The 26,632-nt window shown below is 56.7% G+C and carries 19 protein-coding genes; 1 reads left to right on the top strand and 18 read right to left on the bottom strand.

Translation table 11 applies throughout. From position 1 onward, the window contains the following. Positions 1 to 12 precede the first annotated feature (12 nt). From ACFVHU_RS07720 to ACFVHU_RS07780, 13 genes are all read right to left on the bottom strand, one after another. Positions 13 to 1,491, bottom strand: coding sequence for an aldehyde dehydrogenase (NADP(+)) (locus tag ACFVHU_RS07720; protein WP_388023659.1), 1,479 nt, complete (start codon positions 1,489 to 1,491; stop codon positions 13 to 15). Between the two features lie 31 nt (positions 1,492 to 1,522). Continuing rightward, a complete protein-coding gene (locus tag ACFVHU_RS07725; RefSeq protein ID WP_388023661.1) occupies positions 1,523 to 2,329 on the bottom strand; it encodes a 2-keto-4-pentenoate hydratase in 807 nt (268 codons plus the stop codon). A gap of 95 nt (positions 2,330 to 2,424) precedes the next feature. Then, a complete protein-coding gene (locus tag ACFVHU_RS07730) occupies positions 2,425 to 2,850 on the bottom strand; it encodes an ester cyclase (protein ID WP_388023664.1) in 426 nt (141 codons plus the stop codon). 4 nt (positions 2,851 to 2,854) lie between these two features. Further along, on the bottom strand, positions 2,855 to 3,388 hold the full coding sequence (locus tag ACFVHU_RS07735; RefSeq protein ID WP_208294291.1) for a flavin reductase family protein: 534 nt from the start codon (positions 3,386 to 3,388) through the stop codon (positions 2,855 to 2,857). Positions 3,389 to 3,397: 9 nt separating this feature from the next. After that, positions 3,398 to 4,786, bottom strand: a complete 1,389-nt coding sequence (locus ACFVHU_RS07740) for an LLM class flavin-dependent oxidoreductase (protein ID WP_388023667.1) — start codon at positions 4,784 to 4,786, stop codon at positions 3,398 to 3,400. A 531-nt stretch (positions 4,787 to 5,317) separates the two neighbouring features. Further along, complete coding sequence (locus ACFVHU_RS07745) at positions 5,318 to 6,709, bottom strand: ATP-binding cassette domain-containing protein (protein WP_388023669.1); 1,392 nt, start codon at positions 6,707 to 6,709, stop codon at positions 5,318 to 5,320. Continuing rightward, positions 6,706 to 7,464: an energy-coupling factor transporter transmembrane component T family protein gene (locus tag ACFVHU_RS07750; protein WP_388023672.1), complete on the bottom strand. Its 759-nt coding sequence runs from the start codon at positions 7,462 to 7,464 to the stop codon at positions 6,706 to 6,708. Before ACFVHU_RS07750 ends, ACFVHU_RS07745 begins: the two co-directional genes overlap by 4 nt. Before the next feature lie 7 nt (positions 7,465 to 7,471). Then, on the bottom strand, positions 7,472 to 8,278 hold the full coding sequence (locus ACFVHU_RS07755) for a glycosyl transferase family 9 (protein ID WP_105659162.1): 807 nt from the start codon (positions 8,276 to 8,278) through the stop codon (positions 7,472 to 7,474). 117 nt (positions 8,279 to 8,395) lie between these two features. After that, a complete protein-coding gene (locus ACFVHU_RS07760; RefSeq protein ID WP_388023675.1) occupies positions 8,396 to 9,493 on the bottom strand; it encodes a nucleoside hydrolase in 1,098 nt (365 codons plus the stop codon). Positions 9,494 to 10,300: 807 nt separating this feature from the next. Then, positions 10,301 to 11,683, bottom strand: coding sequence for a DNA cytosine methyltransferase (locus ACFVHU_RS07765; RefSeq protein ID WP_388023678.1), 1,383 nt, complete (start codon positions 11,681 to 11,683; stop codon positions 10,301 to 10,303). 56 nt (positions 11,684 to 11,739) lie between these two features. Further along, a complete protein-coding gene (locus ACFVHU_RS07770; RefSeq protein ID WP_388023680.1) occupies positions 11,740 to 17,373 on the bottom strand; it encodes a hypothetical protein in 5,634 nt (1,877 codons plus the stop codon). Continuing rightward, positions 17,330 to 18,730 (bottom strand): hypothetical protein, encoded by a 1,401-nt coding sequence (locus ACFVHU_RS07775; protein WP_388023682.1) that lies wholly within the window; start codon positions 18,728 to 18,730, stop codon positions 17,330 to 17,332. Before ACFVHU_RS07775 ends, ACFVHU_RS07770 begins: the two co-directional genes overlap by 44 nt. Next, the gene (locus tag ACFVHU_RS07780; protein ID WP_388023685.1) at positions 18,723 to 21,263 is read right to left on the bottom strand and encodes a hypothetical protein; all 2,541 of its coding nucleotides are present in this window, start codon (positions 21,261 to 21,263) and stop codon (positions 18,723 to 18,725) included. The genes ACFVHU_RS07775 and ACFVHU_RS07780 overlap by 8 nt, the downstream gene beginning before the upstream one ends. A gap of 487 nt (positions 21,264 to 21,750) precedes the next feature. Here ACFVHU_RS07780 and ACFVHU_RS07785 point away from each other — a divergent pair, with 487 nt between their 5' ends. Further along, entirely contained in the window at positions 21,751 to 22,458 is a 708-nt protein-coding gene (locus ACFVHU_RS07785; RefSeq protein ID WP_388023687.1) for an SDR family oxidoreductase, read from the top strand. 100 nt (positions 22,459 to 22,558) lie between these two features. On the opposite strand, the gene ACFVHU_RS07790 is transcribed toward ACFVHU_RS07785, so the two are convergent. From ACFVHU_RS07790 to ACFVHU_RS07810, 5 genes are read right to left on the bottom strand one after another with little or no spacing between them, the layout of a single operon-like run. Further along, positions 22,559 to 23,188, bottom strand: a complete 630-nt coding sequence (locus ACFVHU_RS07790) for a TetR/AcrR family transcriptional regulator (RefSeq protein ID WP_388023690.1) — start codon at positions 23,186 to 23,188, stop codon at positions 22,559 to 22,561. Next, positions 23,185 to 23,949, bottom strand: coding sequence for a tyrosine-protein phosphatase (locus tag ACFVHU_RS07795; protein WP_388023693.1), 765 nt, complete (start codon positions 23,947 to 23,949; stop codon positions 23,185 to 23,187). The genes ACFVHU_RS07790 and ACFVHU_RS07795 overlap by 4 nt, the downstream gene beginning before the upstream one ends. Beyond that, positions 23,946 to 24,782: a phosphonate ABC transporter, permease protein PhnE gene (gene phnE / locus ACFVHU_RS07800; protein ID WP_388023695.1), complete on the bottom strand. Its 837-nt coding sequence runs from the start codon at positions 24,780 to 24,782 to the stop codon at positions 23,946 to 23,948. Before phnE ends, ACFVHU_RS07795 begins: the two co-directional genes overlap by 4 nt. Further along, positions 24,772 to 25,608 (bottom strand): phosphonate ABC transporter ATP-binding protein, encoded by an 837-nt coding sequence (gene phnC, locus ACFVHU_RS07805; protein ID WP_388023698.1) that lies wholly within the window; start codon positions 25,606 to 25,608, stop codon positions 24,772 to 24,774. Before phnC ends, phnE begins: the two co-directional genes overlap by 11 nt. Further along, positions 25,605 to 26,492 carry a phosphate/phosphite/phosphonate ABC transporter substrate-binding protein gene (locus tag ACFVHU_RS07810; protein ID WP_388023701.1) on the bottom strand — a complete coding sequence of 296 codons (888 nt, stop codon included), beginning with the start codon at positions 26,490 to 26,492 and terminating at the stop codon, positions 25,605 to 25,607. The genes phnC and ACFVHU_RS07810 overlap by 4 nt, the downstream gene beginning before the upstream one ends. Positions 26,493 to 26,632: the final 140 nt, after the last annotated feature.

The raw sequence follows: 26,632 nt of genomic DNA on the forward strand, positions 1-26,632 counted from the left end.
TCGCGGTTCCGGTCAGCGACCGCGCGGCTGGCCGTTGACCAGCTGCGGAACGCTGTCCGGGTTGGCATCCTGCAGCTGTGCCGGGAGCAGATGCTGCGGGAAGTTCTGGTAGGCCACCGGGCGCACGAACCGCTCGATGGCGGCGGCACCGACCGAGGTGGTCCCCACCGCGGTGGTGGCCGGGTAGGGGCCGCCATGCTGCTGGGCGTAGGTCACCGAAACCCCGGTGGGCCACTGGTTCCACAGCACGCGTCCGGCCTTGTTCGCCAGCACCGCGACCAGCTCTTGGACGCGGTCGCCTTCTTCGCCGTGGATGGTTGCGGTCAGCTGGCCCTCGAAGGTCTGCGCCGCAGCCACCAGCTGCTGCTCGGAGTCGTATTCCACGACCAGTGCGGTCGGCCCGAAGCACTCGGCCTGCAAGGCCTGCGGATCTGCCAGCAGCTCGTCGATGCCGGTGATCAGCAAGGTGGGCGATGGCTGCTCGCCCAGCGGTTCGCCGCCCTGCGCGAGCACCTCGACACCGGGGTGCGCGGACAGCTGGTCCAGCACCTGCCCGTAGCCTTCGCGGATGCGCTGGTTCAGCAGCCCGGCCCCGGCCGGGAGCGCGGCCTCGGACAGCAACGGGCGCAAGCCCGAGCCGCGCGGGATGAACAGCGTTCCGGGCTTGGTGCACAGCTGCCCAGCGCTGGTGGTGAAGGAGCCGATGAAATCGGCGACGATCTGCTCGCCGCGCACGCTGGCAGCCTGCTCGGTGACGAACACCGGGTTGTTGCTGCCCAGCTCCCCGTAGAAGGGAATTGGTTCATCGCGGGAAACAGCCAGGTCCATCAGGGCCCGGCCCCCGGGGATGGAACCGGTGAATCCTGCGGCCTTGATCCGCGGATCCAGCAGGACGGTGCGCCCGGCTTCGGTTCCGAAGACGACCTGGAATAGCCCGTCTGGCGCGCCAGCCCCAGCCAAGGCATCGTTGACCACCTGGGCGGTGAGCCGCGAGAGTTCCAGATGCCCATGGTGCGCCTTGACGATGACCGGGTTGCCCGCCGCCAGCGCCGAGGCGCTGTCGCCGCCGGCCACCGAGAAGGCGAAGGGGAAGTTGCTGGCCGCGAAGACCACGACCGGACCGAGCGGAATGCGGGTGCGCCGCAGATCCGGGCGGGCGGCTCCCATGGGCCACTGCGCATCGGGATGGTCGATGCGCGCGTCGAGGTATCCGCCATCGCGCAGCAGTTCCCCGAAGAAGCGCAGCTGGAAGGTGGTGCGCTTCAGTTCCCCGCGAAGGCGCAGCTCGGGCAGGTTGGTCTCGGCCATGGCTATCGGAACCAGCTGGTCCGCGGCGGCATCCAGCGCGCTGGCCACGGCGTCCAGGATGCCGGCTCGCTGGGCCGGGCTGGTTGCGGCCCAGGCGCCGAAGCTGTCCTGCGCGGCGGCCAAATAGGCTTCCAGCTGCCCGCTGGTGGTGTTTTCGATGGTTGGCGCAATGCTCAGGGCCATTTTCAAGCTCTTTTCTGCTCTGTGTATCGGTTCAGGAATGCGTGGCGGCACTAGGTGCGGGCGTGTAGTCGAAGGAGATTTCTCCCCATCCCTCGAAGCGGCCGGTAATCGCCGTGCCGGGGACCATCTTCTCGGCAGCCAGGCAGCTGCCGGGCAGGATGAATTGTCCGGCCTTCAGGGTGATGCCGTATTCGGCGATGCGCCGGCAGAGCCAGGCGATGGCCGATACCGGATTGCCGTGGATGGCGTTGGTGTTCCCGCGGGCCACTTCTTGGCCGTCGAATTCAATGCAACCGGGCTGGTTCGCGAGATTGAGCTCGGACAGCTTGCGCGGCTGCCCGCCGAGAATCACCCCTCCCACCGAACCGTTATCGGCCAGGGTGTCGAATAGGCCAATCTTCCAGTCCTTAATCCGGGAGTCGATGATTTCCAGTGCGGGCACCACGAAGCCGGTGGCGGCCATGACGTCCGCCGCGGTGACATGCTTGCCGCCCAGGTCCTTCTTCAGCACGAAGCCAGGTTCAAGCTCAATGAAAGGCTCGATGAAGTCGGCGGCGCTGATCGGCAGGTTCTCCGGGTAGAACTGGCTGGCCAGCAGGTAGCCGTAGTCCGGTTCATCCACCCCGAACTTGCTCTGCATGGCCTTGGCGATGTTGCCCAGCTTGAAGCCGGAGATGCTGTCTCCCGCTTCGACATTCAGCCGGATGATCTCCTGCTGCACGCGGAAGGCATCGGCCACCGTGGGGCCTGCGGAATCATCGATCAGGCTTTCCAATGGCTGGCGTGATTCCTTGGCGGAAATCAGGCGCTGGGCAGTCTGGGTAATGTTGATTGGCAAAGGGATCTCCATCCTCACCTCGGGCGGCGCGGGCCGCCGGAATGTCTTGGGCAGACGGGGCGGCGGCTTGCCTGCCGCCCCGTCGCTGCTGCTTGCTACTTCCTGATCCGCTGGTCGCCCAGGTGCCAGATGCTCATGGCCGAAAGCATTTCGCGTGGATCCCAGACCACCGATTCTTCGGTGACCTTGCCATCGCAGTGGCTGATGAAGGTCGCGCCGGTCACGGTCACCGTGCGGCCGGTCGGCGGGACGCCCATGAATTCGCCGGTGTGCACCCCGGTGCTGCGCCAGTGGATTGCTGCCAGGTTGTCGTCCTCGATGGCCCGCAGGATTTCCATGTTGAAGTCGCTGAAGGCCTGGTGGGATTCGGTGATCTGGTTCAACAGGTCATCGATGCGCTCTTCGCCGGTCTTGGAGTAGCGCACGTAGTCTTCGGATACCAGATCCGCAAAAGCCGCGGTATTGCCCTTGCTCCACGCCTCGGTCCAGGCGGAGGTGATGCGTTCCAGGATTGATGCCATGATGCTAGGCCTTTGCAGTTGGGGCCGGTGCCGGCCAAAGGTTGAAATCTCCGAATTTTCCGCCGCGGAAGAGCAGCGCTTCGCGCTCTGTGGCTTCCATGGTTTCCACTCCGCCGACAATCATGTAGTGGTCTCCGGCGACGACTTCCGAAAGCACTTCGCAGTCGATCCAGGCCGAGGCCCCGGCGATGCGCGGGGTGCCGTTGGCACCGATCTCGTAGTCGATGCCCTCGAACTTGTCCACGCCCTTGCGGGAGAGCGCCCGGCTGACCGGAAGCTGCTCGGTGGACAGGATGTTCGCGGTGAAGCGGCCCAGGGAGCGCAGGGTCGGCCAGGTGCTCGAGCCCTTGTCGACGCAGAAGGTGACCAGTGGCGGTTCCAGCGACAGGGACATGAAGGTTCCCACGACGAAGCCCATGGGCTTGCCGGCGGCGGTCATGCCGGTGATGGCGGTGACGCCGGTGGGCAGGGCGCCGAAGACCTTGCGGTATTCGGCCGGATCAATCCCCGTGTTCTGCGGGGTCACAATGATGGACATGGGGAACTCCTAGCTGGCTTGTGCGGTGGTCTGCTGGTTCAGTGCTGCGCCTGGGTGGTCCAGGGGCAGCCGGGCGTTGCCTTCTCCGAAGAGCGTCTCGCGCAGGGTGGACCCGGCGAAGGAGGTGCGCATGGCGCCTCGGCGCTGCAGTTCGGGAACGACGAATTCGGCGAAGTCGTTGATGTCCTGGAACTTGATGGCATTGGCCAGGTTGAAGCCGCTGGCCCCGGTCTGTTCCATCCAGGAAATCAGCTCATCCGCGCAGGTTTCCGGTCCGCCCACGATGACCGGCGAGGTGCCGCCGATGCCGATGTACTCGGCGATGTCACGGGTGGTCCAGTCCTTGGACGGGTCCATTTTCAGGAAGAAGTTCAGCATGGTCTGCCCGGCGTTCGTATCGATGTTCTTCAGCGGGACATCCGGGTCGAAGGCCGACAAGTCCACCCCGGCCCAGCTGCTGTAGCGGGCCATGGCCCCGTCGTAGGAGACCAGCTTGAGGTACTCCTCGTATTTGGCCTGCGCTTCTTCATCGGTGGCAGCGCTGATGACGGTGATCATCTGCAAGGTGGCGATGTTCTCCGGGTTGCGCCCGAATTCCAGCGCCTTGGCCTTCAGCCCGTCGACCTGCTTCTTCAGCGCTTCCTTGGTCATCGCGTTCAGGAAGACAGCCTCGGCTGTCTTGGCGGCCAGGGCCACGCCGCGCGGGGATCCGCCGGCTTGGAAGATCACCGGGGTGCGCTGCGGCGAGGGTTCGCACAGGTGGATGCCCGGAACGCTGAAGTGCTCGCCCTGGTGTTCGATATTGTGCACGCGACTGGGGTCCACGTAGGTGGAGGTCGCGGCATCGCGCAGCACTGCGTCTTCGTCCCACGAAGTCTCCCAGAGCTTCATGGCCACGGTGATGAATTCCTCGGCGCGGGCGTAGCGGTCGTCATGGGCTTCGGCGGCTTCGAGTCCGGCGATGTTCCGCGCTGCGCTGTTGGTATAAGAGGTGACGACGTTCCATCCCACTCGGCCATCGGTCAGGTGATCCAGAGTGGAGAACTTGCGGGCCAGCTTGTACGGGGCGTCGTAGGCGGTGGAGGAGGTGACGCCGAAGCTCAGGTGCTTGGTTACCGCGGCCATGGCCGGAATAAGGTATGAAGGATCATTGGCCGGGATCTGCGCGCCGTCCTTCAGGGAATCGTTCACCGAGCCCTTGTAGGTCTCGTGATAGCCGTCGTTGTCGGCAAAGAAAATCCCGTCAAAGCAGGCAGCTTCGAGGAGTTTCGCGTACTCGACCCAATAGCCGAGCGACTTGTATTCACCACCCCGGTCCTTCGGATGGCGCCATGTGCCAGCGGAAAGATGCGCCGGGCCGTTGAAGTCGAACGCGAAAACGCGCATCTCCTTTGTCATGTTGAATCCCTTCAATGTGTTCACTAGATGAACTATGTGTTTATTCAGTGATCACAGACTAGGGTGTCGAAGGCCACACCGTCAAGCGGTAAAGGAGTTCTATTTCACATGGATCGGCAATTGTGACAAGCAAGCTCGCAGGCGGGCTTTGCAGCAAAAGCCAGCCGCTTCGGATTCCTCCACGTCACTTCGCGTACGCGAGGGATTGAAGGCATGAAATCTGGTGACGCCAAGAGAATGTTGGTGCGAGGAGGAGCCAGCGGAGCAGTCGGAGCAGTTCTCTCGATGAGCTGACCTACGACTGCGTTTTTACCTTGGTTTGGGGACCAATTCCTTGCACGGCCGGAATGATGACTCAGCTCGCGAGGTGCAATAATGGCTGACCGAATAGACGAGTACCCACAATCCACCGGGGCAGAAGGGTGTGAATTCACCGTACGGCGTGCATGGCGCAGAGACTTGATTACCTTGGAGCGCACCGGGAATAGGCTTGGCCCAGACGCGGGCGCCTATCCCGCAGCAGAAAAATTGCTACGACAGCTGGTGCACCCTGTGCGCGGTGGACGACATGAACCGCTCATCGTGGGAGGAGAACAGCACCGCTCCCCCGCGTTCGAGTACCGAATCGATGGCCCCGTGCAGGCAATGAAGCCCAGCCGAATCCAGCGCCTCGGTTGGTTCGTCGAGGAGGAGCAGCTGCGGTTCGCGCACCAGCACGGTGGCCAAGGCAACGAGCCGGCGGGCCGAAGCCGGCAGCTCATAAGGGTGGGTCTGCGCGTAGGATTCCAGGCCCAGCTGTGCAAGCACCAACGGCACGCGGACACGTTGGACGCTCTTCTTGGGAAGGCCGAAGGCGACCTCTCGGGCTACGGTACGTTCGAAGAGCTGGTCCGAAGGGTTCTGCAGGAGCATCCCAGCATCACCTGCCACCCGCACTTTTCCGGCAGTTGGCTTGATTAGCCCTGCGGCGGCTTTGAGCAGTGTCGTCTTGCCCGTTCCGTTGGCGCCGGCCAGCCCCACGCATTCACCGGCACGGACTTCAAGCTCAAGGCTGGAGAGGACCGGGGCGCTGGCGCCTTGGTATCCGAGTTGCACGCCGGAAAAGCCCAGCAAAGGCTTTGCAGATGCAGCGGGGACAGATGGTCTTTTTGACTTGGAAGGCAACGCAGTGGTTGCAGCGCCTGCAGTTGCCCGCTGCAAAGTTCCCTCCGCCAAGTTCCACAGTGAATCCGCTTCTGCGTCCCATGCTTCTGCCGTCCGGCTCAGCACCACAAGTGCAGTGCCCTCGGCACGTAACCTGGTGATCATCGAGGTCACGGCCTGAGTTGCCTTGGAATCCAACCCGGCCAACGGTTCATCGAGCACAATGATGGACGGTTTGGCTGCGGACAACGCGGCCAGTGCGACCAGGCGTTCTTGGCCTCCTGAAAGCTTGGCGGGATCGCGTTCAAGCAGATGTTCCAGGGACAGCCGCGTGGATAGCTCTTCGATGAGCTCTGCCATCTCTTCACGGGGCATTCCTTCGTTCTCCCGCGCGAAGACCAGCTCTTCGGCAACCGTCTGGCGAATCCCCGAGAGGTAGAGCCCGGCATCTTGGGGCAGCAGTCCCACGTGCTTGGCCCAGCCTGCGACGTCGATTCGTGGCGAATGCTCCGGAGAATAATCGATCCGTTGCCCCGCCAGGGTGACCGTTCCCTCGCATTGGTCCGCTCCCGGCCGCGGCAGCATGCCAGCTAATACTCCGCCCAGCGTGGACTTCCCGGATCCAGAGTCGCCGGCAATGACAGTCAGGGAACCCGGGGAGAATTCCAACTCGATCTCGCGCAAGGTCTCGGCGTGCGCCTCGAAGTAGCTGAAGCTTCCCAGCCTGAGGTGCAGCGCCGCCATGGTTCCGGCAGGTGCACGATGATCCATATCCATCATGAGGCTCCCCCAAGAGGCACCAGAATCGCTACCGGCACCAGCACCGAACACAGCAGGGCAATCCAGCGGACGCCCCGCTGGATCTGCGAGTCTGCGACGTGGCGCAATCTGCTGTGCTCACCGCGGGCGGGAAATCCGCGCGCTGCCAGATGCACCGAACGGTCATGGGCGTCTTGCACCGAGGAAAGCACCAGCGGTACAGCTCGCAGCCTCAGGCGCTGCAGCCACCCGGCCAAGCCACGGCCGGTTCCTGCCTTCCGCAAGGCCTGGGCTTCGCCGATGACATGCTGCTTTTCCATCATCTGCGGAAGAAGGAACAGCGTGGATGCCAATAGGTATCCCGCCTGCGGCGGAGCCGGAGACAAGTCGATAGCAGCCACCAGCTGATGCTTATCGATCAGCAAGCCGCAAAGCAAACCGGCCACCACCAGCACGGCGGTGCGCAAGGCCAAGGCCATGGCGATCTCCACTCCCCCGAGCGTCAGGCTGATTGGTCCCCAGGCCGCGATCACCGCCGAATTTTCCCGCGAAGCCAGGCCATGGATCATCAGCAAGGACAGGAGAGTAGGGAGCATGATTGCACCGCTGAGCGCCGCGAGTTTGCGGGCGTTGCCCGCAACTGCGCCAATGGCCAGGCAAAGCGCTATTACCGCACAGCTCAGCCACCAGCGGCTGGCCGCCGTGGCCACCGAAATGGTGAGCACGGCTAGGCACAGCACGGTAAAAGGATGCAAGTCAGCGATGCGTCGCTTCATTAGTGGCCTACTTGTTTCCGCTCTTGCCCAGCACCTTGTAGCGGCGGATGAATTCGAAAGAACCGCTCAAGCGCTTCGGCAAGGCGAAGACCAGCAGCGCCGCGATGAGGAAGACGATTGCCTTGTCTCCCGGATCGGAGATCAGGGCCTGCTTGGTGACCGCGGAGAGCAGCGAATCACCCATGGAGCGGAAGGCCGCAACCACTGCGCCGGTACCGACTCCCGAGGTGCCGCCATAGACGAAGGCTGCCACCGGCGAGGAGACTACGCCAACCAGTACACCGGAAACCAAGCCCGCGATTGGAGCAAGGTATGGCCGCCGCAAGGCGCCGTAGCGAGCGGCGGTTCCCGCAAGGAAACCGACCAGTGCGGCTCCGGCAGCGAATGGCAAGACGGTGGGGGCAAACAGCGACCAGATCAGCGTGCTGAGCACGCCGGTGGCGGCACCGGCACGGCGTCCGGCTAGGAAGCCCACCAGTACCGTTCCGATGGAATCCAGGTAGAGCGGGACCATGACGGACCCGACGAATTGGCCCAGGATGATGTTCAGTGCCAGTGCGACCGGGATCAGCGTCAGAGCGGAGACCGGCAGGTCCGGCAAGACTGCGAGCAGCAGCAGGACGGCAGCGATCAGGTAGGCAGCGAATGTTGCCAGGGCAACTCCCTGGCCCAGGCCCTCGACGATTCCCGCGGGTTGGGTGATGACCAGGAACAGATAGGTTCCAACGAGCAGAAGGGTTCCAGCTGCTCCGAGCACCCTGCGGCGCAGGAGCTGGGTCGCTGACGCTTCGGGCAAGAGAAGGTTCGGTGACATGATGAGGCAATCCTGGGGATACGAGTTTGGCTGCGCACAGGATTGCTCCCGCAACGCGCGAATGGCAGGTCTATGTCACCTCGACCCGGTAGACGATTCTAGCCCACCTGCCCGCGCTCAGGAATTTTCGTTGAGTTTCCTTGCCAGCGCACCGAGGCGCTGGACCAGCTCGGCAAACCCTGCTTCGGGGTCATTTGCCACGACCACGTGGGCATTCGCCGGCTTGCCCCATAGCCCGCGGAAATCGGCCACGGTGGTACCAAAGAGCAATGCCGATTCTGTCTCAACGTCCACCGTTGCAGGACGGGTCTGGTAGTCCAGAGTCCCTGCGGCAACACCAGCTGCAAAGTAGTCGTGCACGTGGGCGATGTAGCCCTGGTCGTAGTGCCTGTGGAATTCGAAGTAGAACCGCAGGGCGTCGGAGAGGTAACGCACCAGCGGATTGGAGGACTTGCTCAAGGTCCCTTCCGGGTCGCTAGCCTGGACGATCTCTGGTTCAGCGCATCCAGCTTCTTCGGAGAGCTTCGTCAGGAAGTCCGGCTGCATTTCGAAGCGTTCCGTGGTGTCCAGAGAGCAGACAATCGGCAGCTTCGAGGAATCCAACCCTTGTTCAGCGGCGGCTGTGTAGGCGGCAAAAACTTCCTTGGCGGCGTGCGGGTCTACGTGTGTGTTCCACTCTGCGGTAGGAGTGGTGTTGCCTTGGTAGTAGAAAGCGCCGCCCATGATCACTACCTTGCGCAGCAACCAGGGAAGACGCGGTTCGCGGCGAAGCGCTAGGGCAAAGTTGGTCAGTGGCGCAGTCAGGAGCACCGTGAGCTCGCCTGGGTTGGCGCGTGCCGCATCAATCCAATGGTTGACGGAGTCATTGCTTGCCATGGCGTTAGATTCAGGGTCAGGTAGTTTTGCGTAGCCCACGCCTTGCGGACCATGAGTCTCTGGCGTAGTTACTAGCGGAATCATTAGTGGTGCACGGGCGCCAACCATCACTGGTACATCAAATTTTCCGCACAGCGTCAACAGGGCGCGGTTGTTGGCTGCCACTTGCTCCATATCCACGTTGCCCGGGCTGCTCGTGACAGCTTCTAACTGGACATGATCGAGCGAGCAGATATAAGCCAGCGCCAATGCGTCATCGATGCCTGTGTCGCAGTCAACCAAAAAACGTTCAGTCCCCAAGCCATAGATCTGATCCGAAGTTGTTACAAGTAAGTTCATTCAAGTTCCTACCTATTTAGAATTAATAACGACTTATGTCGCGAGACGTAGATTAGAAAATTGACGTGTCGTGATTCGTGCGTGGCGAATTCCACTTATGAGATCCTTAATGCAAGACCCATAAGAATAATCCCGATGCTCTGAAAGGTAACACTCAAATCGTACATAATCCGCGTTGGACTGAAGAAGAAATGATCCTAGCAGCCGAATTGGCGCACAATCGTGAGTGGCGCGGTGTGAATTCAGATACTCCGGGAATCAAGGAGCTCTCTCAATTGTTACGCGCATCCAATATACATCCGGACACAACCAAGGATGATCGATTCAGATCAGCAAACTCCGTGAGCATGAAAGTTAACAACCTCATCGCAGGCCATCCCGACCACACCGGAGTTGGGTTGCGATCGACTGCCGCGGAGAAATCTATTGTCAAAAGATTTCTGGACAATTCTACAGAAATGACCATGTCGGCCGCGACCATTCGAAGCCAAATACAGAAATCCAGTTACAGAGTCAATTAGGCCATCTTCATCTCAGAAAATGCTTAGTGCTAAACCTAGGAATTCAAAAGATTCAGAAGTTTCAAGACCGACACTAACTAATTGATTCCAATCACTGAAATTTTGATTTGAGACTTCTCCGCAACATTTAAAATGTTATGGGCAGCAATTAATTATCACACTTGCACCTAATTCTGTTCAACACATTGCCTTCAACGGCGCACCAATCTTTGCGCCATCGAGATCCCGGACGCATTCCGGGATCTCGCGATGACCTGCTCGGCAAGCACAAGGCATTCTTTTCGTGTTACCGCAAGGCTTCAGCAATCATTTTTCCGATTGCCAATCCGAGCCACGGAGAAACAGCGTTGCCTACCTGCGAGTACTGAGGGACCTCAAACCTGCGGCGGTGTGCCCCGGTTGTCTCTGGGCCGAGATACTCGAACGAATCGGGAAAACCTTGAAAACGAGCGAGTTCCCTTACTGTGAAGACACGAGGTTCTCGCGGATGAACATAATCGTCAGGCAAAGTAACGACCGTTCTCGCTGGTTCGTCCCACGAAAGAACTTTTTGCGAATGTTTGCGCGTTGACGATTCAAAGATAGTGTCGCGAATTTCAGCCACGGACAATCCGGGAAGGAAACCTCTTGTTTGCGCATTTGCAACACCCGTTGCGTTTAATATCAACTCCGAATCAATGTAACTTTCCGCAGCTTCCTCAGTCATATCCGCGATTTGGCGCAGCAATCGCTCCGCGATTCCGGCTTCTTTCAAGAACTGATATATATGAAATCTTTTGATCGTTGAATCGCGGTGTTTACGCGGAACATGATTTGTCGATCGGCCGTTCAGGCGCGACACTGAGCTTGGCGCAATTGTAGAACCGAAGGTAGTGTTCAGATCTTCCACATATGAATTCGCGCCTCGTATCGGCGGACTCTGCAGCAAGAGATCTCCAACCGCATCACAGACAAGACGCCTCTCGTGATAAGCAATAGTTGGTTTAGGTGCCAGGGCCGGTGTCTCGGCGGTCAGAAAATCGGTGTAGTTTGACTTCCACAAGGATCCTGAAGAAGAGATGTTCTTGGCATGCGCGATTTCTTTGTCTAGTCCGACAATCAGCAAACGTGGTCGATGTTGAGGAGCGCCATAGTGCACGGCATCTGCCTGGACCGCCTGAACTTCATATCCAGAACCGATTTGAGACAAGGCGACCTGCAACTGCGCGAAGGACGAATCGGAGCCCTTTGAAAAACTTTGCCCCATCCCCAAGACATTCTCAATTACAACAATCTTAGGTCGGGTCCGTTCAACAAATTCTAGGTACTGGTACGGAAGCTGATTTCGCACGTCATCCGGTCGCCGGAGCCCTGCTAATGAAAATCCCTGACAAGGAGGACCTCCAACAACGAAATCTATTTTTTCCTCGCGCAACTGAGACATTACCTGAGCGTTGTTCAAGAGGTTCTGAACTTCATCGACAACCACGTGGTCAGCTGCTTGTTCTTCCAGCGATTTTTCCAGATACTCCTGCCAGGAAGTGTCGCTTGAAACATCCGCAACTAAATTGTGTCGGAACGTTCGAGCGGCCTGGTCTGATTTTTCAACAGCTAACACCAAGTCCGCACCGCTGGTTTCAACCCCGAGGCTTAAACCACCACAGCCGGAGAATAGATCTACGTATTTCATCAGTATCTATTCTCCGGCATCAAGGGACATTTTAGTGAATTGGAGGGCCCTCGCAGCTACAGGCTTTTGACAACCTCGAAATAGGGAAGCCCTCTAACGAATCGTCCGTCCACACCCAACGATTTATACAGCGCTTGATGGACTTCAAGCTTAGGAATCTTTTGCATCATGACCTCAGTCTTCTCAGGCAACCCCAACATGGATAGATCCTTCTGGGAAATCGATGGAACCTTATGAACAAACCAGGTCAGCAGCGGCTGCGCATAGTCTTCCTGCCCTTGCTTGAAGTGTGTCAGGTACTGGGAAGCAAGAATTACACCGACGCCAAATTCTCGTCCTTGCAAAAGCAAGCTCATCAGCACAGGAAATTTGTACTTCATGATGTTCACAGCTTCATCCACCAGCAAGTACGAGTTCAACGTCCTGAGTTGAGGATCAGAACCTATATAAGGCCATTTCTTCGAGTTCAGCATGTAGTCGTAGTACAGGTTTAGGAACAACACCACCAGAGCATTCTTACCGTCATCATCTGTGCCAAAATCATTCAACGCTACAACAACCACGTTGTTTTCCATGAGCTCTTCAAACGACTGAAGCTGATTCTTGTCCTTTGAGAAGATTTCTGAGACTACGAACTTACGCAGCAACGCGGTTACTGAATCGGGCTTTTCATGGTCCTCCTGGTACCTAGCCAGGACCTCTGAAATCGTTGGAGCCACAGGCTTCATCTCACGATAAAGATCAGTTATGACGCTTTGCAACCGGTCCTTCTGGATCGGGCCAATTCCCCCGTAGATCTTATCTAGGACATCAATGAACTCGTTAGACTTCTGAGAGGCCCGCATCGGAGTGTAACCTCCACGAAGTGCAAAGAAATTCAGTGGAATGTTGTCGATATGCAGCAACTTACCGCCGACTGAGTCCAAAAAATCCTGGTCTTGGAAATCCCGTTTGTAGTCAAAGATGAGAGTGGTGAGTGGAGTCTCCTGCTGCTCTTTAGCCTTTCGTCGTAGTTGAAAAACAAGACTTTTAAGAAGCTGCGTCTTACCGGTGCCAAGATCGCCGACGACGCCAATATTCAACTGATTAAGACTGGTGTTGCTCGGCCAAAAATCGACAGATTTCTGGGCGCTTCCCAAAGTATCTCCAACTTTAAACCGAATACCGTTGTTCTTCTCGACTAGTGGCTCAGTAAAGTCAGGACCTTTCTTCCCACCTTCGCCGTTATTTTCTGGCACTACATCTGTCTTTGCAGGAGCATTTTCAACTTCTTGCTTTTCAGCTCCATTATTTTGGCTCGTCCGGATAGCTTGCGGGGCTTTGGATTGAACTTGCCCGATGTTCTCCACGGGCTTCGATTGGGATGCTGCTGGCTCGTTGTCTTCCGGTGGAGAAACAGACACAGGCTTCGCCGCACGTAGCGCACCTTCGGACTTGTCGTCTGGATCTACACCTGCATGACATGGTGCAGCTGACCTAAGGGACCAATTCACGAGCTCACTCCAGCGAGATACCAGTTCATTGCCTGAAGACTGGACGGCGGCGAAACCGCTGCTAGCGGCTGCAGCCATAAGTCCATATTCGCCATATTCTTCTGCAAGTTGCCCCTCAGAAACACGTTGCACAACCGTACTGTGGCCATCAGCGGTAGTTCCTTTATGTCGGAAATACGTGACGATAGGTTTACCGACGTAGACACTAAATTTGCCATCAACTACGGACTGTAAAGCTGAACGTGTAGCTTCAAGGTCCTCCACGGGGACAGGATTAAGCCTGATAGCGGCTTCGATTAAAGCAGCCATGCCATTGCTCCAAAGGGCTGCATTAGCTACGTTCGCCCGCGCGGTTCCCCAGGCTTGACTAACTCCCTGCAGTAAGCCAATTGTGACATTGGCTTGGGCTACCGCCTCCGCCAGTAAAGTGTCCGACGATCCGCTCGGCAGAATTGATTCCGTATCAGATGCGACTCCATAGAACTTGATCTCTATGGGCGACAACGTCACTTTCCCATTTTCGAGCCTTATGAGCAAGAGATCCGCCCTACGCGCGGAGTCAGAGGCGTGTGCTGTCTCAGCCAGTGAACGGAGAAATCCATCGCAAGCGTCAATCGGCAGAACGAAAGTACCGTTGAATTCGTTCTTCGCTTTCTCCATAAGTTCAAATACAAGATAAAAGCCCAAGGCTCCCGACGCGTGTGTCGCACCCATAGCCAGCATTGACGATAGCCCTACACCGCGAGTGCCAAGTCGCCCGAGAATATCGATCTCAAGTTTCTCTGGAACCCGTTCATCACCGATGACTCGATCTAACAATTCACGAATTTGTCTCCGGAAAGTACTCGGAACTTTGGCAATGGATACAAACGGCCGTCGTTCCACGGCAGGGGCGCCCTTTGAACTCTCCAAAAACGGTGGTCGCCATTCCCACAACATTTGTTCGCCTGATGAGCTTTTCTGTATGATCTCGGCCATTGCGCTAGGATTCATCAAAGATTCGCCGGCGACGGTCCAATTCGCTTGATCGCTTGCTAACTGCGACGCAAATAGTCGCGTATCAATGACAGTATTTCGACTTGCACCTTCAAGCTCCACCAATGCGTCTACGAATGGCTGCCATCCCCGGTCGGTTGTCAGAGTCGGCGAGGATGTCGAATATTTGCCCGTTGACACTTCACCACTCATAGCTTCGTATCGGCGTAGAGGAACTTCAGCCAAGGCGCCTAATTGAGAAACCGAGATATCGTCGCGTAATCTTACTTTAACTCCACCGTCTTGGAGAATGCGGATATCCGCTCTGATAGAACTGCTATTTCTAGCACTGTACCGGTTCCACGACATAGGAACATCCCGTGCCGCGTCTACATTGCGAGCAATCGCTTCTAATGGTGGCTCGCCTGTCCGCTGCGATGAATCCCAAATGCGTATTCCTCCACGCAGCGGCATGTTTTTATCTGCAGCCCAACTGTAGCCTTCCCGCAACACGGACACGTCAACTTCGGATAAGCGTGCTTGGCTTGACTGAGCTGCCAGATCGACAGAAAGTGTAGATAAATGCGGATTTATCTGCTTGTAACTACGCATGGCTGCTGCGACGGCGGTCGCGTTCAGTCCGCTTACGGCCGTTCCTGGTAGACGAACACCCGCTGCTAGCGTAGGGGATTGCAAGGTTTTTGGGTCAGAAGTTGAGGCAATAACCAACATCGACCAGCCAAGGAAGACCTGTTCGTTTCCTGTCTCCATAGGTACAGCCATAAACCGCCCGTACGGTTCTTCACGCGGCCCGAAGAATGGGATGTTCCAGCCTTCTACTGTTCCAGCAAGACCCTCCGCAATATTGGATCCCCAGAGAGTGGCTTCGACACCGGATAACCACGCCAGCCTAAGAGGGTGCAACGGGCTAAGTAGCACTGCTTTTGTAAGTGCATCATCTCTCGTCGACCAAATACTGATTGAAAACGGATATGCTGCCCAGAACTTTCCAGCTGGGTCCCCGATCCTATTCGATGCACGGATTAGGTCGGCGTACGCCGTAAGATAGTCGTTGATCTCACGCCTCTCGCCGCTCCAAAGATGACGCCAGCTGACAGTTGAAGGACGAAGATGAGTCCTTCCTTCATCGTCGACTTTGAATTGCTGACCCAACTTCAGCGCTCTAAAGGCTTCTCGAAATTGGTTGGCTTCGACTGAATTATAAAGTTCTTCAGGAACCTCAAGGTCCGTCAGTTGTCGCCAATCGCCAGCAAGCGATTCGTGCATGAGAAAGCCATTCCCAACAGGAACAACTTCTTCGCGGTACGTGTCTCGATCTTCGGGCATAGCAAAATGACCCAACGCGCCAATCACATCTTCATCCGCGTAGTTCTCTACGATCCATTTCTCGTACAACCCACGTAGTGATTGTTCCTCTCTTTGAGGCAATGGATCGCGGGAAGGCATTCGCTTAGCTATAGCTGCCGCGACGGGAGATAACGGAGCTTTGCTGCTATCCTCTGCACGGCATTCGAATTCTAGGTCTCCCACGTTGATACTGGCAAGTGCCAGTGGCGGCGAGTCAAAGTACCAGATACCCTCCAATTCGCCCCGAGACTGAAATTCATCGCCTTCGAATGTTGGGACAGACTCGTCACAGCCCCAGGCAATATACCTGTTTTTGGCTGCAGTCCCCTCCACCGTGAAGGACCACACCGTTCCTGTCGAGTTTTCAAGATCTGCCGCTTCTTGAATGGACTCAGGTCCGTAATAACTGGGTTTCCCAGTTTTGAGCGACTTTTTGCCGGTTAGGGGAATTGAGATAAGTCCAGAAGTTGAAGCGCTAACAACGTGGAACGCACACCCAGCCTGCTGATCGATCTTACCAACCAACACATCGTTGGCTGGAACTTCAATTTTGAGGCTTACTTTCGAAGGTTGAATATTTACAGGAGGAACTGCACTTGTGGATACCGTGCCCACGAAGTACAGTCCTCCATCCTTTTCATCCTCTACCAGTTTTCCTTCCCACGAATATTTCTTCGGGGAACAGAGAAGCTTTACTCCGCTATTTATAACTCCCTCAATCCGACCATTTTTTGCCGTCGGAAGACGTACGTAAAGCTCCTCAGAAACATACAAGCCGTCCCACTCATTGAAGTGAGCTCGAACAATGATCGGTCCGTCAGAGCTGGTGCCAAACCCGAAACTGAGAGATTCCTTGTGGGATGTGAAGACCTGCAGTTTGCGGAGATCAGATGATCCGCGGCTAGGGTCAGTAAATTGGCTTTCAGTAAGCTCACTGAATTTACTCGTGGCTTCTGGCTCGTTGCCAACAAGTGCACCGAAAGCTAGTGCTAGGTTTTCTTGGATGATCAGTTCATCATCGAATTTTTCCCATCCTATGTCCGCGATAGGATGCTCATTGTCGTCCTCTTGCCCCGTGTATCCGAGCATCTTGGACGAATTTTCGATCAATGATCTGTCTGACCAGAAACTCTTATAGGCGTCAGCAAGTTCTACTGCACTATAGCTCTTATTTGCTTCCTGACGTGGCAGGCCGAAGGCTGCAAAAATATACTTCTTGAAGTAGTTCTCCACGTCTATGACAGTTGGTCTGTCATCAATAATTAGCGACGAGAAGACTTTTAGCCCTGAATCCGCAGCGTCGTACCACTGCACATTCCATGGTTTAGTTCCTTGGCGTAGGGCTTGAAGGATATCTGCCAATCGCGTGAGCGCACCGAACACCTGAGTGGAGCAAGACTCCAACAAGTCCAGCGATTTCGATGGTAAATCGACCGACTGAAAAAGTAGCTTGGTCGCTGAATAAGCTACTTCTCTCAGAGTGATAGATCCGCTTGATTCTTCCGGAAAGCTAGCTCCCAAGGCTTCACTGAAAACGCCTGTGACCGACCCTAAATCAGGGTGCCTTCCCGAAACGACCGCAAGGTGCTGTCCCTGCCGATAACGGACCGCATCACGCGACGATTTTGCTGTTTCGTCTGAATCCGGTGTTACCAAGAATGCATAATCATCGCTCCCAAATTGCTTGTTGGCCCGTACCACGATATCTTCCGCAAGACTTCGCTTAACTCCCGTGGGAAGATAGGCAGCGTTCAGTCCGGAACGATCCGTGAAGCATTCTACAAAAACCTGTGATAACAAAATTGTCCTCCTAAAAAGCACTTTGAATGCGAACGCCCTGGTCTGCGTCAGCACTTCCTCGTGCTAACCCTGCGCGTTCTAATAGGTCTACGACATCAGAAAGTTCGGGATACAGACCTAGCAGTTGAAGATTCTTCATCAAATCTCCGACATTTGCCTCTGCTCCGGGGCGTTTGCAGGTCAAACTGGCCACAACGGTGATCCATTCAGTTCCTGGATCGACTGTCAAGAATCTTCCCGAAGAACGAAGCAAACCATAGTAGTCGGCAGTCTCTCCAACACGATCGCGGGTCTTCAGGGTGTAACGAATTGCTTCCTGTATGTTGCTGGTGTTCTTTTGGGTATTACTCAAGGCTTGGTTGAGTGCTGTGCGATATTCACCATCGGAATGCATCATGCTCATCGCATCTTCGAATGAGAGGTCCTCAAACTTGCCGCTCTTATCCCAACTAGAAAGTTGTTCTCGAACGACCGCGCCGTGATGTACAACCCAGGATAAGTAAGCCGCGATGTCTCGAACTGAAGTTGAAGATCTCATGGACCGCCACGGCAGGATCTCCCCAACTGACTTGATACATTCTTCCCACGGTTGCTGCTCGCCTGCCACTACAGACTTAGCAAGTTTTACATACCAGGTGGCTTCCCAAAGAAACCCCATAGCGAAAGCCAGTCGAAGGACGGTTGCTGCCCAATCAGCCCACACACGAGCTGGCAAGGCAGAAACCCATTCTTCAGAAGTGAGGCGTGACCAACTCTCTTGGAACCAGGTAAAAGGCGTGCCAGAAAAATCTGCAGTAGGCAGAATGGAAGTCAGCTCTTTAGAAGACAAAGTTTCTTTGAAAGTCAGTTCTCTAATAGCGCTATCCATTGCCGCTAGCAAAGGATCCAGTCCACATCTTTGCTGAGCTGATCGCAACCAAAGCGCTGATGCGCGCGGTTGAGGTTCCGAACCCTGTGGCAGCCCATGCTGATACATGGCGTCCAAGATCCCACCCAGATCAGGAGGATTACGCGTCCCCTGAATTCCCCTCATGTCCTGCATGAGAGCAAAAGTCGGGGTCAGCGGACTTGAAGCCTGGATAGTTCCCTTTTCTGACTGAATTCCAGAAACTGAATTGGCGACGGCCTGAGCGAGGATCTCCGAATCTACATCTTCGACAGTTACACCATGCCTCGCTAGTGCCCTACCAAACTCGGATAGTCTTTCTCGCTCCGGAGCCGTTTCGATAATGCGCACCCGTTTGGACGTACTCTCCTTAATCGAGCGGTAAATACGGCCGATGGAGCCTGTACCGTTTGCGCTGTTTTCAACGTCAAAACACTGCCACGCCAGCGCGCTTACAAATCCCTCAGGGATTGATACATACTGTGGCCTGTTAATCTTCAAAACCATGCTACTGGCGTCAGTCATTGTTACCTTCTGCAAATGAATTTTCTGAAACGGAACTAACTCTTACGATGTAGTCTGTGTTTCCGTCGACGATTCGGTACTTATCTGAAGTTAGATTCCCAGGTACAAGCCGAGCTGAACGGACTCGTTCCAGACGAGGCGAAGTTGTCTCGCTAAGCTCAGTTACACCCGAATAGTTAAGAGAGCACGCATTGGCCTCTCTAACGAGCGACAGATCCAGAGAGATACTGCCTACTACTTTGCCGCCTTCTTTAAGCTCGAGTTGGAGTTCTTCTCCATGTGCTTTCGTCTCAAGCTCATAGTTTTCAGTTGATAATGCCAACTTCGGACGGACGACAGATCCGACTATCGGTACAGTCCTGCTATCGAGAACCGGCAATAATGACCGCGAAATCGATTCCTCCGGATTTCGGCTCGGTCTCAAAAGAGTCCTGAGTCCGGATTCCAGAGCCTTCGGAATTTGTGGACTGTTCTTCCACGCTTGCTGCCACAACTCGATATCACGACGGAACGCAGGGATTCCCTGATAAAGCGCGTACAGGCGGGTTAAGTACGCGCCATACCAATTCACGAATTTGGCACGATCCTTTTCTTTCGTGCGCGGGTCCTCAAATACTCTCCGGAATGATTTGTCCAGATTCAGTTCGAAAGAAGTAATCCCGTGAGCTACGAAGTCACTCGCTGTTGACTCTTGATCAGAAACTAGAGCTTCCAGGGGAGATTCGCCTGGCCCATATCCGCTTAAAGCATCTGTAACAGGACTGGCCCATCCATGGCTTTTGGGATCTGAAATCCTACCCGCCACAGAATCGCGAAGAGGATCGATTTGGCATGTGAGTCTCGTAACCGGATTTTTCCTTGGATCGGGGAGACCAGAATTTGAAATGCATGAAGTTCCATAGAGCGAGTTTGAAATCCTAATGTCACCGGCAGTCATCATTGATTCAAACTGTTTACTCGGAGAACTTTGTAATACGGGCTCTCCGATTGATAGGGAATTATTTACATCACCCGGCAAAGTAGTATCCGGAAGATGCCCGACGATGCTTCTGACAATAGCTCCCCAAATCTCCCGGTATGTAAAGCGGCTACCCGTATAGATCTCTGCGGACCTCAAGGTCGACAGTAGGCCGCTTCGCATCTGTGCATTACTCAGCGTAAGGATGTTGGCCACAACCGGGTTTGTCCCGGCATCAGAATATAGCGAGTGTGGCATATCCAGATAGTCAATTACTTCAGAAAGCAATCTTCCAGCGGCTGAACCAGAATAGTCATCGATAGATTTATTCGCGGTAGAGACCGGATATTCCTGAGGGATGATATCTCCATTGTCGAGGATCTGTACCCACGGTGTATGTTCAAGGAGGGAACACACATCTACATAGACCACAACTATACGAGAATGTAATTTCCCGTTATACTCAACAATTCCGGACTGAATGTATGGAGATTGTCCTTTAAGTTCCAAACTCCAATTTCCTGAAACATACGCCGAATTCGCAGGGTCCTTTATTCGAAGAATTATTTCTGCCGGCAAGTCAATAGTGTCATCTGTCTGCTGATTCTCTACGTATTCTTGAACTTCCTCGACAAGCATTCCCCTGTTGACGCATGCAACAAGGTGGCTTCTAGAAATCAGTGCATCCGAAATTTCGTGAGCCAATGCCAGTTCGGGGTAATCATCGCTCGGAATAGTTGCGTCGTTTACGAGCTTAAGAGGGAGCTTGTTTCCCGAATACTCATAGGTTCGATGAGCCAGCTCATCATCTGACGGGGAGACTCTTTGTAACCCTGCCATTAGATTGCGCGCCATATGACTTTTTCCCGCGCCAGGTCCTCCGACCAAAAATAGCATTCGAGGAACTTCTGCCTCTCCCAAGCCGGAGGCAAACCATTGGCCTGCTTCTTTTAGGCCAGCTGGTCTTGGCCCTTCCAAATGCTCAAGCGGATCACTGACTGATTGCGTAGGGATAATCGTCTCAGGTCGGTCAGCGACTGCTTCGCCGCCAGTAGCACGAGCCCAGAGCGATGAAACGCGCTGCCAAAATTCAGCCTCCCCATTCGGTTCTTCGGCAAAATATGGCAAAACAGAAATGGAGCTGGTCTGTGGTTTCAACGATGTGCTTTGGAATGCAGCAACATTATTGTCTATCGACTCTACCTCCGACAAATCAAACGGCCCCGGTTCCGGAGCAACATCGTCTGCCGTGCCTTGGGCTAAGCCGCTCACAGTGACTTCACCAACACGCTCTCCCGCCAGCTCAAAAAGTCGTTTCTGATAATTAGATCTAGGCTTATAACCTTGTATATATGGGATTCCAAGGTCAATTAAAGCTGCGCTCAAGTTACAAAACTTGAATTCAACCGAAGATGTCGTGCGTCCCGTTAAGCTAACTACGTTTTCATTGTGGCGCCGCTTGACATAAGAATGGCCATTCATTTCTGCTCGCAGCATCTCAAAATATTCAGAAATTAGTACGTTGAGCTCTTGATCAGCCCACCCACCGGTGCCTACTACCAATGACTTCTCCATTTCGCCTAGTTTTGATCAACATAACACAACCCTCGGACCGTTTGAACTAGGTAAGTTGCCTAATGAACTGCAGAACAGTCACTGCTGGGCTGTCATGCTCTATGAATTGACCAAGTACTTTGAAATCGTAGGATACGTGTCAGTCTTGACGCGCCGTCAGATCCGACTTATATCAGGATCGTTCACGGAAATTAGGCAAAAATGACAATGCTTCAGCTTCATCCGAAAGTAGATAACTCCTGCACCAGAAGAAAAATGAAGTTTCGGAAAATACTCAGACATCCGTTGGCACGGAACATCCCAGATTCGATGAGCTACCCTCAACGCCTGACCGGCCTCATTATCTAGATAGACGAGGGCATCAAAACAATAGCTGTTCAACATGATGTTCGCGAAAGGCACGCACCTACCCAACTCACGATTACGAATCTTTTCCAAAGGTCCTAATCGTCGTCAGCTCTACCGGATATCGTATTGACTTCCTCGGATGCCAAAAATTCCTCGATTACGTCTCTTGAACCGCGATAGTTGTACTTGCGATATCTGTGCTGAGGAAATCATCCAGAAAGCAGCCAAAGAAGGCGGGCTTTTCGTCCGCACTAATGCCACAAATAAGGAAGGCCTCAAGGGCCTGTTCGCCACAGTCAAGGAGACCTACGGCTCGGTGGATATCGCATTCAACAACGCGGGGATTTCCCCTTTAGGTGACGCTTCCATCCTGGATACCGGCATCGATGCCTGGCGCAAGGTGCAAGAGGTCAACCTGACCAACGTGTACTACTGCGGCAAGCACGTGTTGCCTTACATGCAGGAACAGGGACGGGGCTCCATCATCAACACTGCTACCTTCGTCGCTGTCATGGGTGCGGCGACCAGCCAGATCAGCTACTCGGCTTCTAAAGGTGGAGTGCTGTCCATGAGCCGCGAACTCGGTATCGAGTTCGCCCGGCAGGGCATCCGAGTCAACGCGCTTTGCCCCGGTCCGGTTAACACCCCGTTGCTCAAAGAGCTCTTTGCCAAGGACCCGGAACGAGCGGCACGCCGATTGGTGCATGTACCGCTTGGTCGCTTCGCAGAACCGGATGAGCTGGCGGCCTCGGTAGCCTTCCTTGCTTCCGATGATTCTTCCTTCATCACCGCAAGCCAGTTCCTGGTGGACGGCGGCATCGCTGGAGCCTACGTTACCCCGCTGTAAATCACTTGTTCTGCTCATCTACGAGGCGTGAGCCGCAGGCAGACGGGATGCCTCCCGGAAGACCCAATCTTCCGGGAGGCATTCCGCCGCAAAGGCGGATCTATCGGGAAGGGAAAGCGACCATTCCCCGCCAAACCATGTCAAAGGCTTTTTCAAGCCTGGCGCGGGTTTCCGGCAAGCGGAAGCTCTCGCCGCGCACCACCAGCTGGTAGTACGCGGCTCCTGCCAAGGTATCGAAGCAGGATTCGATATCCAGGTCGCTGCGCAGTATCCCGCTTTCCATCCCCGCTCGCAGCGCATCTTCAATCGGCACCCTGCGCACCTTCACGTGCGATTGCCAATAAGCGCGCTGGAGCTCGCGGTCAGCCATCACCAGGCGGATGCGCTGCCTGAATCGGGATTCCGAGTACATCTCCACTGCCTGTTCCGCTCCGTGGCCAAAGAGCGCCTCGAAGATGTTCCTTCGCAAATCCCCGTCACCGCAAATGGCCGGCGGCACGACTCGTCCGGTGTTCAGCGCCGAAGCGATCAGCAAGGTCAGCGACGGCCACCTGCGATAGAGCGCAGCACGGCTGACTCCGCTGCGCTCCACCAGCTTGGATATCGTGATCTCCTGCTCCGCATCGATCAATTCCAGCGCTGCATCCAGTACCTTCTGCTCCAGCTCCTCATGCCGAGGACGTCCCGGACGCCGGCGCACCGGCGCCTGTTCTACGGCCAAGACGCTCATCGTTGCACTGCGCGCTCGGACAGGCGCTGGATGGTGTCCTCGCCCAGCCCAGCGGCACGCAGCGGGGCCAGAGGATCACCGTGGCGCGTCCGCAGCTCTCCGAGCATCATTTCCATTGCCACGTCCATGGATCCGCTGAGCAGCTGCGAGGTGTCTACCTCGGAGAAGTCCATGCCCAAAGCCCGCCACATGGCGCCCATCACCGGCCGGTTGCGCTCCATGATGGCGCGCATGTTCTGCCCGGTCAACGCGTAGTCCGCCACGATGTCCTCGTCGCTGGCACCCAGAGCGAGCAGGAGCATGGCGGCCAGCACGCCGGTGCGGTCTCGTCCTGCCGCGCAATGGAAGGCTGTGGTCCCCGGCGAGTAGGCAATGATGTTCAAAGCCGTGACCAGCTGCGCGGCGGAGTTCTCCACCATCTGAAGGTACATCCGGCCCATGGCCTCATGGGTGAATCCCTCGGCGCCCTTCGGTGTCGACCGCGAGACATCGCTGATCAACGGAAGGTTGTGATAGGCCACCGGGAATTCAGCCAGCGGACCTCGTCCGGTCGTGGCGACTTCTGCCGGCGAGCGCAGGTCGATGACCGCGGCCAGTCCTGAGCCCACCAATTGCTGTGCGACTTCGCGGGTGGCATAGGCGATGTCATCGGTGCGGATCGCCAGCTGCGGGCGCAGCGTGCCCCCGGCAATCCGGATTCCACCCAGGTCCCGCAGGTTGACCGGTGCGCTGAGCTCAAGTTCGATGGCTGGTGCACTCATGTGATTCTCCTTCTTATCAGGGCGCTGCCCTGGTCGATGATCGTGACGAGCACGATGATGCAGATGATGATGGCGCTCAGGTGGCCGTAGTCGTACATGCGCATGGCGGTGGTCAGCTCCAGGCCGATGCCGCCGGCACCCACCAGGCCGAGGATGGTTGCGCCGCGCACGTTGCCCTCGAAGAGCAGCAGCGTGTAGGAGACCAGCAGCGGGGCGGCCTGCGGCAGGATGCCGTACTGGATCACCTGCCGCTTGGACGCGCCGACGGCCTGCATGGCGGTCATCGGTCCCTTGTCCACCGATTCCATGGCCTCGGCGAAGACCTTTCCGATGGACCCGAGCGAGCCCAGGGTCATGGCCAGGATGCCGGCGAAAGGCCCCAAACCCACGGCCGAGACGAACATCAGGGCGAATACCAGGTCCGGCACGGCACGGATCACGTTCATGGCCCAGCGCGATGGGTAATACAGCCATGGAGGCGCGATATTGGAGGCCGCGCCGAAGGCGACCAGCAGCGAGAGCACCACGCCCAGCACGGTTCCGACGATGGCCATTTGCAGGGTTTCGAGCAGCAATTCCAGGATGATCGAGATCTTCGAGAAGTCCGGCGGGAACAGCCGGGCAAGGAATTCGCCCATATTCAGTGTTCCCTGGCCGAGCTTCAGGAAATCGAAGCCCACGCCGCCCGCGGACCACAGCAGAATCAGCAGTGCAACGGGTATGCCCAGCAGGAAGCGTGCGCGCGGGATGGAGAAGGCCCGTTCCAGGCGGGTCCTCTCGGAGGCCGGCAGCTCATGGTCCGCCGGTGAAACGGTTCTGGTTTCAGTGGACATCGGTATCACCGTCTTCGTAGATCCCCTTCAGCGACTGGGCATCCAGTTCGCTGCACTTCCCGGACAACAGCATCTTGCCCTGGCGCAGCCCCACGATGCGATCGCTGTGGGCCAGCGCGAGCGGCACCACATGCAAGCTGACCAGCACCGGGATGCCGTCTTGCTGCGCGATGTCCCGCAGCAGCTGCAGGACCGAATCGGCAAGCTTCGGGTCCAGCGACGCCACCGGCTCGTCGGCCAGGATCAGCCGGGGCCGCTGCATCAGCGCCCGGGCGATGGCCACGCGCTGTTGCTGCCCGCCACTGAGCGAACGGGCCGGTTCCTTGGCCTTGTGCGCAATCCCTACCCGGTCCAGCAGTTCCATGGCATATTTGCGATGCGCGCTGGAGAAGCCTCCCACGAGATTGATGGCCCCTGCCTGGTGCAGGGCACCGGTGAGGACGTTGGACAGGACGCTTAAGCGCGGGATCAGGTTGAACTGCTGGAAGACCTGGCCCACCTCGGAGCGCAGCTGGCGCAGCTCGCCGCGCTGGAGATTGCGCAGGTCATGGCCTGCCACGCGCACCGTGCCAGCTGTCGCCGGGGCGAAACCGGTCAGGCTTTTCATCAAGGTGGACTTGCCCGACCCCGAGGCACCCAGCAGGGACACCATCTCGCCCGGGAACAGGTCCAGGTCAACACCGTCCAGCACGGGCACCGGCTTCTTCTTCTCGTAGCTGACCTCCAGCCCGCGCACGGTGGCCAACGGCAGAGCTCGGCGCAGTTCGGCGGTGCTCATCATTTCGGTGGGCAGCGCAGCTGCTCCGGTTTTGAGAACGGGACTCATTTCAGGTCCTCTAGCTCAACACCGGCTACCTCAGCAATTTCGGCGAAGGAGGCATACCGGCTGGGGTCTGGGCCGACCTCGACGTCCAGTCCGATGAACGAGGAGTAGCTGGCCAGGGCCTCCTTGTTCTCTTCGGAGAAGATCTTCGGAAGGGCTTCTTGCAGTGCGGTGCGGGTTTCCTCATCCAGCGACTGGCGGGCCAGCACGCTGCCCATGATTTCCATGGATGGGCTCTGTCCAACCGCGCGCCACTGCCCCTCGGCGAAGGGGAACATCGGTGCTCCCATTTCGGTGAGCACGTTAGCGGTGCAGGCCGCGTCCACCTGGCCTTGCGCCAGGGCGGCGAAACTGCCCTCATGCCCGCCGGCGAAGATGGCCTCGTAGTCCTTGCCCTGCTCCAGCCCGGCCTGGTGCAGCATGTACACCGGCATGAAGTAGCCGGAGCTCGAAGCCTGGTCCGCGAAGGCGATGGTCTTGCCGCGGAAGTCTTCCAGGGACTTCACCGGTGAGTCTTCGAGCACCACGCAGGTGGACACCGGATCGTCGCTGCCCTCCCACGCCAGCAGGGAATCGACTTCTCCGGTGTTCAGCGCGAGCGCCGAGGGGAAACCGCTCATGATCCCCATGTCGACATGGTCTGCTCGGATTGCTTCCACCACGCTGAGGTAGTCGGGAACGTCGGTGACTTCGACCTCGCGACCGGTTTCGGCTTCGAGCAGTTCCACGAGCGCTTCGTTGGGATTGACCGCCGTCGGGTCATCCGAGACGGGCAGGGTGGCGATCTTTATGGGCGCATCGGCCGCGGTGGCCGATGCTTGGCAGCCCGTGAGAGCCAAGGCGGCGAGGCCGAGCAGGCTCACGGGAACGAGTGCAGGGTGGCGCATGAGGCGGACCTTTCAAAGCGGTGCGAGTGCCCTCTATTTCGAGAACACCATTACTCAAACACCGGAAAGTGACAGCGAATTACGAGACTGCCGTACTCGTTAGCAAACGTGGAATGAATGATTGGTAACGCGGCCGCTGG

Source organism: Glutamicibacter sp. NPDC127525 (assembly GCF_042672105.1).
Classification (GTDB): Bacteria; Actinomycetota; Actinomycetes; order Actinomycetales; family Micrococcaceae; genus Glutamicibacter.